This window comes from Microbacterium sp. CFBP9023 (assembly GCF_034045055.1).
GTDB lineage: Bacteria > Actinomycetota > Actinomycetes > Actinomycetales > Microbacteriaceae > Microbacterium.
Map to the genome: position 1 here is coordinate 296837 of NZ_JAXCWI010000001.1, position 11807 is coordinate 308643.

The window sequence follows — 11807 nt, forward strand, 5'->3', positions numbered from 1 at the left end:
CCTGATCTCGAGAACCCCGGGCCCTCAGGGCTCGGGGTTCTCTGCGTCGTAGCCGCGGAATCCCGGGCTGCGCCGTGCGAGCAGGGCGACCAGGGTGATCACCAGCAATCCGCCCAGCAGCGGCGGGAACCACAGGGTCGTGAAGGTCGCGAGCGTGCCCGCGTAGAGGGCGCCGATCCGGGGGCCGCCGGCGACCACGATGATGAAGACCCCCTGCAGTCGACCGCGCATGGCGTCGGGCACGGCCGCCTGCATCATCGTGTTGCGATAGATCGAGCTGATGTTGTCGGATGCGCCGGAGAGCGCGAGCGCGATGCACGAGGCGATGATCAGCCCGACGTCCGGCGTCGCCTCGGTCGCCCCGGCAGAGACGGCTCCGATGACCAGGACCACGCCGAAGAGCAGGATGGACGCGCCATAGGCCTCGACCGCGCGCTCGATGCCGCGTCCGTGCCAGCGGTACTGCACGACCCGACCGGAGAAGAGGCTCGATGCGAATGTGCCCGCGGCGACGGCTGCGGTGAGGATGCCGGTGGTCACCGCTCCGCCGCCCAGCAGAAGGGTGCCGAGTGCAGGGAAGAGCACGAGGGGCTGCCCGAATGTCATGGCGATGATGTCGACCACGTATTGCATTCGGATGTTGTTCGCGCGGCGCAGGAACCTCCACCCGTCCACGAGCGATGCGAACCCCGGCCGCAGGATGTCCCCTTCCGGCCGCAGCGGAGGGAGACTCCACAGGCCGAGGAACATCGACAGCATCAGGATGACGTCGAGTGTGTAAGTCCACCCGTAGCCTGTCAGCGCGACGAGTATGCCGGCTACCGCGGGGCCGGCCATCACGGTGAGGCCGAACGCCACTCCGTTGAGCGCGGACGCGGCGGCCAGCTTGTCGCGGGGGATGAGCCGTGGCACGATCGCGGTCCGGGTGGCCATGCCGACCGAGTTCGCGGCGGAGTTGACGATGCTCAGCACGTAGAGCCACCAGATCGTCTCCGCACCGGTCCAGGTGAGCGCGGCGAGCAACGCGGTCGAGGCGAAGGTCACCGTGGCCGCGACCAACGCCACGCGGCGGCGGTCGAACGCGTCCGCGAGCATCCCGCCGTAGAGGCCGGCGAGGATCATGGGGACGAGTCCGGCGACCGCGATCATCGATACCGCGAAGGTGCTTCCGGTGAGCGCGAACACGTGCAGCATCACCGTGACGATCGTCAGCTGCCCGCCGATCCCCGCGAGCACCGAGCCGATCCACATGCGTGCGAATGCAGGGCTGGCCCGCAGGGGGCTGAGATCGATCAGATGGCTGCGTGCAGCGCTCACGCCGCGTATCCGTCATGCATGATTCGAGAGTATCCGAGGTGCCGTCGGGCGGGCGTGGGCACGGTCACCCAGCGGCATCGAGTCCTGGTAGACTCTTCAGGTTGCCGTTTGATCGGCCGCGGATAAAGAGAGCTCACGCATCAGGCGTCGGGCACCGCGCAACAAGCAGAGAGGGGATCGAATCTATGGCACTGGAAGCAGACGTCAAGAAGGCGATCATCGAAGAGTACGCGACGCACCCCGGTGACACCGGATCCCCCGAGGTGCAGGCCGCGATGCTGACGCAGCGCATCAAGGACCTCACGGAGCACCTGAAGGAGCACAAGCACGACCACCACTCGCGTCGTGGCCTGTTCCTGCTCGTGGGTCAGCGCCGTCGTCTGCTCGGCTACCTCCAGAGCGTCGACATCGAGCGTTACCGCTCGCTGATCGCACGCCTGGGTCTCCGCCGATAACGCGGAGCGAGCCAGCGTACAATCGCGCAGAACATTCTTGAGAAGGCCGCCCCAGGTGTGGGGCGGCCTTCGTCATGTTCGGGGGTTGATCTCGTGCACGCTTTCCATTAGGAAAGTAGTGAGCTTTCCAGATGGAAAGCGAAGGGGGTCACGCGATGGAGCAGAAGCCGATCCAAGGGCACGAGGCGATCGCGCCGCCCAGTGCGGACGTCGCGCAGCGCTACCTCGACGAGGCGGATGCTGTGAAGCACCGGCGCGGGCGCGTAGTCGACCGGCGGGCGCTTGCGTGGCTGCAGATCGCCAATGCGGCCGTTACTGCGGTGTATCTCGTCGCTCTGGTTACGGCGATACGTGGTCACGGCGGCGTGACGCCGCAGGTCTTCGTCTTCAGTTTTCTCGTGTGGGGGCAGCTCTCCACAGGTATGGCTCAGCGGAGCGGAGCGGAATGCAACTGCGCCTGACGTGGTCGCGCTGGCCCATTCTGCTGGCCGGCGGTGCTCTGACGGTCGTGGTGCTCGTCGTCTTCGGCTTCGCTGTCTTCTATCCCGGGTTCCCGGAGATCGGTGTGTGGATCCCGGCCGTCCTCATGCTGGTCGGATTCGGTGGCTACGGCGCAGTTCAGCTCGCTCTGGCATCGGGTGACCCGCGCCCCCCGCGGTCCATGCCGAAGCCGCTTCCACGGGCGATGCGGTGGGGAACCATCTGCGTGGGAGTCGCTCTCGGAGTGATGGCCATGCTCGGCTCCGCGCCAGACGGGGTTCTGGCGAGCACGCTCCTTCTGCTCGTCGTGCTCATGACCTTCGTCTGGCTCGTCGCCGCTCGCAGTGAGATGGGCCTTCCTGCGGTCGGCGCCTCGTGGCGCTGGCCGCACCAGCTCGCTTTCGCCGCTGCTGGCTGTGCACTGGCTCTGCTCGTCCTGCTCGACGGCGTTCCGATCGGCCTCGGATTCGTCGGTGGCCTGGGCATCATCGCGCTGTTCGTCGCCGTGTCGTTCGTCCCCGGACGTGATCTCCGTGACTGACACCCCATCGGTGCCGCACCCGCGGACCCGACTCGACGACAACTTCGCGTCGCCGATCCGCTTCTCGGTCCTCGCGTCGCTCGGTGACGGCATCGAGCTCGACTTCGCGACGCTGCGTGAGATCCTCCAGTGCGGCGACTCTCCGCTGAGCAAGGCCATCTCGCACCTTCAGGCCGCGGGGTACGTCGTCGCGCGCAAGGGAAGCCTCGGCAGTCGCCCTCGCACGTGGGTCCGTTCGACCGCAGCCGGCCGTGCAGCCTTCGACGGACACCTCCAGGCCCTGCGCGAGATCGTCGCGCTCGGAGGAGGCGCGGCGCTGTGACCCGTCTCAGGCGTTCGTGCCGACCAGGTCCGGGTGGTGGATCGCAGCCACGTCGGGGTGCGCACGCAGTCGCGACTTCATGGCGTTCTCGCCATAGGTGGCATGGATGGGGTTGCTCGGGTCCTCGGTGATGCCGGTCGCCGCCGCGGCGAGATCTGCGGGAAGCTCGAGAAGCGGCAGCTGCTGATCGAGCGCGGGGTTGAAGAAGAACGGGATGGAGATGCGCTCTTCGGGTGCCCGAGGGGAGATGACGCGGTGATTGGTCGCCTTGAGGTAGCCGCCGGTCGCGTACTCCAGCAGCTCGCCGATGTTGACGACGAACGCGCCCGGGACGGACGGGGCTGACACCCACTCGCCGTCTCGTTCGACCTGCAGGCCGCCCTTGCCGGGCTCGACCCAGAGCAGGGTCAGCACTCCGGAGTCCTTGTGCGCTCCGACGCCCTGCTGCGGCTCGGGTTCGTGGGTGCCGGGGTAGCGGACGATCTTGATCAGCGTCGACGGATCACGGAAGGGCTCGTCGAAGTACGACTCGTCCGCCCCGAGCGTGACGGCCCAGGCGCGCAGGAGCTTGCGGGCGACCTCGGTCAGCGTGTCGTGCCACTCGGTGATCACCGCTTTGAGCTCGGGCTGTGCGGAGGGCCACAGATTCGGGCCGACGAGTCGATTGAAGGCCGGACCGCCCTCGACAGGCTCGCGTTCGGGGCCGATGTCGATCTGCTCGCGCCAATCGACCTTGCCCTGCGTCCGCTCGCCGCCGACCCGCGTGTACCCGCGGAAATGAGGACTCTTGACGTTCTCGATCGCGAGCTTCTCGTCGTCGGGCAGCGCGAAGAAATCGAGCGCCGCGCGGTGCAACCTCGCCTCCAGCTCGGGGGAGACGCCTGTGCCGGTTAGATAGAAGAAGCCCACGTCGTGCGTGGCCGCGCGAAGGTCGTCGCGGAACCGAGCAGCGGCTTCGGGACCGGCATCGAGCTGGGACAGGTCGAGGATGGGAAGCGAGAGATCAGCCATTCACCGAGCGTAGATCGGGTCTGGGCGAGTGCGGTTCAGTGTTGCGCCGAATTACCGAGAGGCGATCGCGTGCGTGCGAGGCCCGAGCGGAAGGGGTGCTAATGTCTCTGAAGTAAGGGATGCCTTACCTCAGTCTTTCCCAGAGAGTTCCCTCCGTGCTCGCCACTTTTCTCATCGGTCTTCGTGAAGGCCTCGAAGCCGCGATCGTCGTCGGCATCCTCGTCGCCTACCTGCGCAGGCTCGGTCGCGGTGACGCGTTGCCCAGGCTCTGGGCGGGGGTCGGCCTGGCAGTCGCCCTCGCACTCGGCATCGGGGCCGTCCTGACCTTCGGTGCGTACTCGCTGACCTTCGAGGCTCAGGAGCTGATCGGCGGACTGCTGTCGCTGCTCGCGGTGGGCATGGTGACCTGGATGATCTTCTGGATGCAGAAGGCCGGGCGCACGATGAAGGCGACCCTCGAGGGCGGACTCGACCGCGCGCTCACACAGGGCGGCGTCTGGGCGCTGATCGCGATCGGCTTCGTCTCGGTGGCACGCGAGGGGATCGAGACGACTCTTCTGCTGTGGTCGATGGTGCAGTCCTTCGGCGATGCTCCGTCGGCGCTGCTCGGCGCGGTGCTTGGGCTTCTCGCCGCCGTGGTGATCGGCTGGGCGCTCGCCCGCGGCACCGTCCGGCTCGACCTTCGCCGGTTCTTCACCTGGACCAGTGGGTTCCTCGTCATCGTCGCAGCCGGGGTGCTCGCCTACGCGATCATGGACCTCCAGGAGGCCGGCGCGTTGCCGGGACCGTTCACCGCGGCGGCACCGATCGACGCGGCCACCGGGGCGGTCGCTCTCGGCTGGGTGGCATTCCCCTTCGGCTGGGCCTTCGATGTCACGAACGTGATCGCGCCCGACAGTGCCTGGGCGACCATCCTGCAGGCGACCGTCGGCTTCATGCCACGGATGACGTGGCTCCAGGTCACGGCTTGGACCGTGTACATCGTCGTCGTCGGGCTCTTCTTCATCCGGGGGCTCCGGTCACGCCGGTCCGCCTCCCCACATGTGCAGACGTCCCCTGGCCGGGACGCGTCGGCATCCACTCTCACCCAGCAAGGAGCAGCATGACCACCTCTCGCCGAATCCTCGGTACCGTCGCCGCAGCAGGCGCGGCAGCACTCGTCCTCAGCGGGTGCGTCGCCAAGAGCGATGTCGCCGCGGGTGCATCCTTCGACGTCTCGTCGACCGACTCGGCGTGCGCCGTCTCGGCTGCGACCGCCAAGAGCGGCACACTCACGTTCGATGTGAAGAACGACAGCGCGCAGACCTCGGAGTTCTATCTGCTCGCAGAAGACGGCCTCCGCATCGTCGGCGAGGTCGAGAACATCGCGCCCTCAGCGTCGCGGACCCTCACGGTGGTGGCTCAGCCGGGGGAGTACTTCACGCTGTGCAAGCCGGGCATGATCGGCGAGGGGGTCGGCAAGTCCGCGTTCACCGTGACCGGCGACCGGGTCGCTGTCGACGGCGAGGATGCCGATCAGAAGCAGCAGGCCGTCGACCTCTACGCCGCCTTCGTCAAGGACCAGGTCGGTCAGCTGGTTCCGTCGGTCGACGAGTTCGTCACCGCCTATGAGTCCGGCGATGATGAGGCCGCGCGAGCGCTGTTCCCCCAGACGCGCGCGTTCTACGAGCGCATCGAGCCCGTCGCCGAAGCGCTCGGGACGCTCGACCCCCGCATCGACTACCGCGAGGTCGACGCTGTGGCGGAGGGCCTCGACTGGACGGGCTTCCACCGCATCGAGAAGGACCTCTGGGTGCCGGCGCAGGACGCCCTCAACGCCGACGGCGAGACGCCCGCATGGCAGGACTGGGCACCGTCGACGACGGAGGAGCGCGCCGAGTACGGCGACCAGCTGATCGCCGACGTGCAGGAGCTCTACGACTACGTGCACTCGGACGACTTCACCGCGGCTCTCGACGACCAGGGGATCGGCGGCATCTCGAACGGCGCAATCGCGCTGCTCGACGAAGTGGCGACGGGCAAGATCTCCGGCGAGGAGGACTGGTGGTCCGGCACCGACCTGTACGACTTCGCCGCGAACGTCGAGGGGTCGAAGATGGCATTCACGCTCGTTCAGGATTTCGCCACGGCACAGGGGGATGAAGGCGCGGATCTCGTGACCGAGATCGAAGGCGGATACTCCGCTCTCGAGGAATCCCTCGCGGCGCACGGCTCGCTCTCCGACGGCTTCGTCGGCTACGCCGAGCTCACCGATGCGGACAAGCGCGAGTTCACCGATCTCATCAACGCCCTCGCAGAGCCGCTCTCGCAGCTCACCGGCACCGTCCTCGACTGATCCGACGGACACGGTCTCGCACATGAACGACAGCGCGAAGGACGCTGCAGCTGCCGACTCCCTCCCGGAGTCGGGGGCCGCGGCATCCTCGGCCACGGGTCTCAGCCGGCGCGGACTCCTCGGACTGGCACTCGGCGGCGGCGTCGCGTCCCTCGCCGTCGGAGTCGGCGCCGGACTGTCGGGGGGAGTCGCGCTCGGACGCGCGAGAGCAGAAGCGGACGCCCAGCGTGCGTACGACTTCTTCGGCGCCCATCAGGCGGGAATCACGACGCCCGTGCAGGAGCATCTGCATTTCGCCTCCTTCGACATGATGCCTCGCACCGACCGCGAAGACCTGGTCTCGCTGCTGCAGGATTGGACTTATGCCGCCTCGCGGATGACGCAGGGGCTCGAGGTGAGTGCCACCGGCGCTGTCGGGGGCGATGCGGAGGTGCCGCCGGATGACACGGGCGAGGCTCTCGGGCTGACGGCAGCCGGCCTCACGATCACGTTCGGCTTCGGCCCGACCCTGTTCGAGAACGACGAGGGCGACCGGTACGGCATCGCCTCCCTGCGTCCCGAGCGGCTCGAGAGGCTTCCCGCCTTCCTCGGCGACGATCTCGACCCGCAGACCTCGCACGGCGATCTCTGCATCCAGGCGTGCGCCGACGACCCCCAGGTCGCCGTGCATGCGATCCGCAACCTGAGCCGCATCGCCTTCGGTCGTGCCAAGCTGCGCTGGTCCCAGCTCGGGTTCGGCAAGACGTCCCGCACGACGTCGGCGCAGGCGACGCCCCGCAACCTGTTCGGCTTCAAGGACGGGACCGCGAACATCCTCGCCGATGACTCCGTCGCCCTCGACGAGAACGTGTGGCTCGGCCCCGATGACAGGCCCGAGTGGATGGTCGGCGGGTCGTACCTCGTGGCGCGCAAGATCGCGATGCGGATCGAGACCTGGGACCGCGTGCGGCTCTCCGAGCAGAACACCATCATCGGGCGAGACAAGGGCGAGGGCGCTCCGCTCTCCGGCGGCGACGAGTTCGCGGCGCCGGATTTCGGTACGTCGGCCATCGATCAGAACGCGCACGTGCGTCTCGCGCATCCGGACCAGAACGACGGCATCCGGATCCTGCGGCGAGGATTCAACTACGTCAACGGCAACAACGATCTCGGACGGCTGGACGCGGGGCTCTTCTTCCTGTCGTACCAGCGGGATCCCGCTCAGTTCGTCTCGCTGCAGCGCCGGCTGTCGACGGATCGGATGAACGAGTACGTCACGCATGTCGGGTCAGGGATCTGGGCGGTCCCCGGTGGCTCGAAGCCGGGCTCGTTCGTCGGCGCCGACCTCTTCGCCTGATGCCGGTCGAGGGTCAGGAGCGCAGCGTCTCCGCGACAAAGGTCGCGTAGGCATCCGCACCGAAATGGTCGTCGGCTGTGATCGTGACGACGGCATCCTCACCGAATATCAGCAGCTGTCCGTACGCCCCGTGCAGGCGCCACACCTGGCCCGGGCCGTCCCAGCCCGCGAGCGCATAGCGCTCGTAACCGGCATTCTCACCGGCGACCACCCAGTCGGAGTGCATCGCGTCGATGATCTCGGTCGGCACGAGTCGTCGGCCCTGCCATTCGCCACGGTCGCGGATCAGCCGACCGAGGCGCGCCATCTCCTCCGTGCGCAGTGCGATGCCGCCTCCCGCGACGATGCGTCCCTGCGGGCACCGCTCCCACTCGAGGTCGTCGAAGCCCAGAGGCGCGAGCAGCCGGGGACGCAGATACTCGACGACGTCACCGGTCCGCGTGGCCAGGATCATCATCGCCGCGTACGTGCTGGCGTTGGAGTACTGGAAGACGTGACCGCGAGACGGGCGCGAGAGGAACTCTCGTGCGAGATCGGGCCAGTCCGTCATCATGGTCTCCGACCAGGCGAGATCGACTCCGCTCGACATCGAGAGCAGTCGTCGCAGCGTGAGGTGCTCGACGCCGTCTCCGAAGGTGAGGTCCGGCACGTACTCTGCGATCGGGGCATCGAGCGAGATGAGACCGTCGGCTGCAGCGATTCCGGCCGCGAGGACGCACACGCCCTTCGCAACCGAGTGGATCTCCTCGCGGACGTCGGCAGTCCACCGGTGCTCGGCGACGTCGTCGCCCACGAGCACGTGGAGCCCGTGAGCCCCGAACCCCGACGCGTCCGCATGGTCCACGAGGCGGTCGCGGATCATCTCGGCTCTCGTCACTCCTTCAGGCTAGCCGCTGCGCCCTGACGGGGCCGACGAGAGCCGGTCGGGTCGCTGCGGTGGCCCTCGCGTCGAGCCAGCTCGGGGTCTCGGAAGAGCCAGGACGGGCGGGGCTCCACCAGCGGGCGGAAGAGCCAGCGCACGGGCTTGGTGGCGAGCGCGAGAGCCAGCACCACCGACAGCAGCGTCACGAGCGGCAGCCACAGCCACGTCGGGTCGAGGTCGCGCAGCACCCCGGTCTCGCGGAAGGGGTACAGCACGAACGAGTGGAGCAGGAACACGTACATGGTGTACTGGCCGAACTTCGTCCACCAGTAGGTTCCGCGGGGGATCAGAGCGAAGAAGGCGGCGCTCAGGATCACTGCCATCAGCATGAGTGCGACGCGCACACCGCCGGCCCACCACTGCTCTCCGCCGAGGTCCGCGTACGCGTCCTCGTAGAACAACCAGTGGCGCAGATCGAGCTCCTTCCAGACATCGATCCACCGCCAGGCCGAGAACCCTGCCGCGGCGAGGAGTACGACGCTGACGACGCGGATCCACCACGGGCGGATCTCGAGGAGGCGGAAGCGAGTGACGACGTCGCGTTCGCGCAGCCACCAGCCGAGTGCGAAGAAGGGAAGAAGGCCCAGGGTCCGCGAGAGCGAGAACGTGCTGTCGACGTTGGGCAGATAGCCCACGCCGATCGAGATGATGACGGTCCACAGCAGCGGCCACCGCAGCAGCGCGAGGTAGGGGAGGACGAGGCGGAAGATGCCGAGCGCCAGGAGGAACCAGAGGGTCCAGGACGGTTTGGTGAAGTTCGGGTCGGCCTGACCTTCGACCAGCCATTTCGTGAGGGTCCACAGGAACTCGAAGATCACGTAGGGCAGCAGGATGTCGGTGATCACCCTGGCCATCTGCACACGCGTCGGGGAACCGGACTTCGAGAAGTAGCCCGAGATGATCGCGAACGCCGGCATGTGGAAGGCGTAGAGGGCGAGATAGGCCGCGAGCGCGATGTCGGAGTCGTAGGTGAGGCGCTGGATCGCGTGGCCGAGCACCACGAGGACGATGCACGCATATCGCGCGTTGTCCCAGAACGGCACGCGCTTGCGGGACTTCTGGACGGATCCGGTGGCGGGGTTCGTCAGGGCGGATCCGTCGCTGTGCATGCTCTGAGGCTACTCGGGGAATAAAGTTGCTCGCATCGCGTTGACTCGGATACATTCAAATGAATAGAACCGGATGCAGGGCACCCGATTCGGAGAAGACGGAGCAATCATGAGTGAGCAGGCAGGCGTCCCGGTGCAGTTCGGCATCATGTCGGTCAGCGACATCACCCGCGACCCGACCACCGGCGAGACGCCGAGTGAGCAGGAGCGGATCAAGGCGACCCTCGCGATCGCCAAGCACAGCGAGGAGGTCGGTCTCGACGTCTTCGCGATCGGCGAGCACCACAACCCTCCGTTCTGGTCCTCGAGCCCCACGACGTTCCTCGCCGCCCTCGCGGCTCAGACCGAGCGTCTGATCGTCTCGACGTCGACCACCCTGATCACGACCAACGACCCGGTGCGCATCGCCGAGGAATACGCGATGCTGCAGCACGTCTCGGACGGGCGCATGGACCTCATGCTCGGCCGCGGCAACACGGGTCCGGTGTACCCCTGGTTCGGTCAGGACATCCGTCAGGGGCTCCCGCTGGCGATCGAGAACTACGCCCTGCTGCACAAGCTGTGGCGTGAGGACGTCGTGAACTGGGAGGGCAAGTTCCGCACCCCGCTGCAGGGCTTCACCTCGACGCCTCGTCCCCTCGACGGAGTCGCGCCGTTCGTGTGGCACGGATCGATCCGCACCCCGGAGATCGCCGAGCAGGCCGCGTACTACGGCGACGGCTTCTTCGCGAACAACATCTTCTGGCCCAAGGAGCACTACCAGCGCCTGATCGAGCTGTACCGCCAGCGCTACGCGCACTACGGACACGGCACACCCGAACAGGCGATCGTCGGCCTCGGCGGCCAGGTGTTCATGGCGGCGAAGTCGCAGGATGCCGTGAATCAGTTCCGCCCCTACTTCGACAATGCCCCTGTGTACGGTCACGGACCGAGCATGGAGGACTTCACCGAGATGACCCCGCTGACGGTGGGCTCGCCTCAGCAGGTCATCGACCGCTATGCCGCCATGCGCGAGCACTACGGCGACTACCAGCGTCAGCTGTTCCTGATCGACCACGCGGGCCTTCCGCTGAAGACCGTCCTCGAGCAGCTGGACATCCTCGGTTCCGAGGTCGTGCCCGTGCTGCGCAAGGAGCTGGCGAAGGATCGTCCGGCCGGCGTGCCGGATGCTCCGACCCATGCCGCACGGGTGAGGGCCGAGTTCGGCGACGGACCGACGCGTCAGGCTCGTCCGGGTGCGAACCGCGGTGACAACCTGACGGGGGATTCGCCCTATCAGGACTCTCCCGCTCCGGCGGGAGCCGCGTTCGGACTCAGCCGGAAGGGGGCCTGAGATGACCACTCGTCGTATCGCCGTCGTGTCTGCCGGGCTCTCGAACCCGTCGTCCACGCGCATGCTCGCGGATCGCCTCGCGGCCGAGACCGTGAAGGCCCTCGCGGGGCACGACATCGAGGCGAGCGTCGACGTGATCGAGCTGCGCGACTACGCCCACGACATCACGAACAACCTGCTCACCGGATTCGCACCGCCCGCGCTCGAGACCGCGATCAACACAGTGGTGTCGGCGGACGCGCTCATCGCCGTCACGCCGATCTTCTCGACGAGCTACAACGGGCTCTTCAAGTCGTTCATCGACGTGCTCGATCCCGACGCGCTCACGGGCAAGCCGGTGCTGATCGGAGCGAACGCCGGCACGGCTCGTCACTCGCTCGCCATCGACTACGCCATCCGTCCGCTCTTCGCCTACCTGCATGCCGACGCCGTCTCGACCGGTGTGTTCGCGGCGTCGAGCGACTGGGGCGGGGGCGGCGACGACGTCGCGCCTCTGGCCAAGCGCGTCGAGAAGGGCGCTCGCGAGCTGGCTGAGGCGATCGCGAAGCGCGAGGTGGCTGCGGCCGCCGACCCGTACGACCCGGCGACGTATCTCGGAGAGGGCCGTTCGTTCGGCCACATGCTCGGCGGTCTCGCCGGCGAGTGA

The 11807-nt window shown here is 67.5% G+C and carries 13 protein-coding genes; 9 read left to right on the forward strand and 4 right to left on the reverse strand.

All coding sequences use genetic code 11. The annotated features are described in order from the left end of the window. Positions 1-24 precede the first annotated feature (24 nt). Positions 25-1317 (reverse strand): MFS transporter, encoded by a 1293-nt coding sequence (locus SOM10_RS01365; protein WP_320488046.1) that lies wholly within the window; start codon positions 1315-1317, stop codon positions 25-27. A gap of 185 nt (positions 1318-1502) precedes the next feature. Here SOM10_RS01365 and rpsO point away from each other — a divergent pair, with 185 nt between their 5' ends. From rpsO to SOM10_RS01385, 4 genes are all read left to right on the forward strand, one after another. Beyond that, positions 1503-1772 carry a 30S ribosomal protein S15 gene (rpsO, locus tag SOM10_RS01370; RefSeq protein WP_017203073.1) on the forward strand — a complete coding sequence of 90 codons (270 nt, stop codon included), beginning with the start codon at positions 1503-1505 and terminating at the stop codon, positions 1770-1772. Between the two features lie 155 nt (positions 1773-1927). Next, positions 1928-2233 (forward strand): hypothetical protein, encoded by a 306-nt coding sequence (locus SOM10_RS01375; protein ID WP_320488047.1) that lies wholly within the window; start codon positions 1928-1930, stop codon positions 2231-2233. After that, positions 2218-2793 carry a hypothetical protein gene (locus tag SOM10_RS01380; protein WP_320488048.1) on the forward strand — a complete coding sequence of 192 codons (576 nt, stop codon included), beginning with the start codon at positions 2218-2220 and terminating at the stop codon, positions 2791-2793. The genes SOM10_RS01375 and SOM10_RS01380 overlap by 16 nt, the downstream gene beginning before the upstream one ends. Beyond that, positions 2786-3115 carry a transcriptional regulator gene (locus SOM10_RS01385; protein WP_082586569.1) on the forward strand — a complete coding sequence of 110 codons (330 nt, stop codon included), beginning with the start codon at positions 2786-2788 and terminating at the stop codon, positions 3113-3115. The genes SOM10_RS01380 and SOM10_RS01385 overlap by 8 nt, the downstream gene beginning before the upstream one ends. A 6-nt stretch (positions 3116-3121) precedes the next feature. On the opposite strand, the gene SOM10_RS01390 is transcribed toward SOM10_RS01385, so the two are convergent. Next, entirely contained in the window at positions 3122-4126 is a 1005-nt protein-coding gene (locus SOM10_RS01390; protein WP_187249516.1) for an isopenicillin N synthase family dioxygenase, read from the reverse strand. Between the two features lie 155 nt (positions 4127-4281). Here SOM10_RS01390 and efeU point away from each other — a divergent pair, with 155 nt between their 5' ends. From efeU to efeB, 3 genes are read left to right on the forward strand one after another with little or no spacing between them, the layout of a single operon-like run. Next, positions 4282-5232: an iron uptake transporter permease EfeU gene (gene efeU, locus SOM10_RS01395; RefSeq protein WP_320488049.1), complete on the forward strand. Its 951-nt coding sequence runs from the start codon at positions 4282-4284 to the stop codon at positions 5230-5232. Then, a complete protein-coding gene (efeO, locus tag SOM10_RS01400) occupies positions 5229-6461 on the forward strand; it encodes an iron uptake system protein EfeO (RefSeq protein WP_320488050.1) in 1233 nt (410 codons plus the stop codon). Before efeU ends, efeO begins: the two co-directional genes overlap by 4 nt. 22 nt (positions 6462-6483) lie before the next feature. Continuing rightward, positions 6484-7797, forward strand: coding sequence for an iron uptake transporter deferrochelatase/peroxidase subunit (gene efeB / locus SOM10_RS01405; RefSeq protein ID WP_320488051.1), 1314 nt, complete (start codon positions 6484-6486; stop codon positions 7795-7797). A 13-nt stretch (positions 7798-7810) separates the two neighbouring features. Here the strand turns inward: efeB and SOM10_RS01410 are convergent, their stop codons facing one another. Both SOM10_RS01410 and SOM10_RS01415 read right to left on the reverse strand, forming a co-directional pair. Further along, positions 7811-8674 carry a serine hydrolase domain-containing protein gene (locus tag SOM10_RS01410; protein WP_320488052.1) on the reverse strand — a complete coding sequence of 288 codons (864 nt, stop codon included), beginning with the start codon at positions 8672-8674 and terminating at the stop codon, positions 7811-7813. Next, a complete protein-coding gene (locus tag SOM10_RS01415) occupies positions 8671-9828 on the reverse strand; it encodes an acyltransferase family protein (protein WP_320488053.1) in 1158 nt (385 codons plus the stop codon). The genes SOM10_RS01410 and SOM10_RS01415 overlap by 4 nt, the downstream gene beginning before the upstream one ends. A 109-nt stretch (positions 9829-9937) precedes the next feature. On the opposite strand from SOM10_RS01415, the gene SOM10_RS01420 reads away from it, so the two are divergent. Both SOM10_RS01420 and SOM10_RS01425 read left to right on the forward strand, forming a co-directional pair. Next, a complete protein-coding gene (locus tag SOM10_RS01420; RefSeq protein ID WP_056279032.1) occupies positions 9938-11161 on the forward strand; it encodes an LLM class flavin-dependent oxidoreductase in 1224 nt (407 codons plus the stop codon). A 1-nt stretch (position 11162) separates the two neighbouring features. Further along, positions 11163-11807 (forward strand): FMN reductase, encoded by a 645-nt coding sequence (locus tag SOM10_RS01425; protein ID WP_053095813.1) that lies wholly within the window; start codon positions 11163-11165, stop codon positions 11805-11807.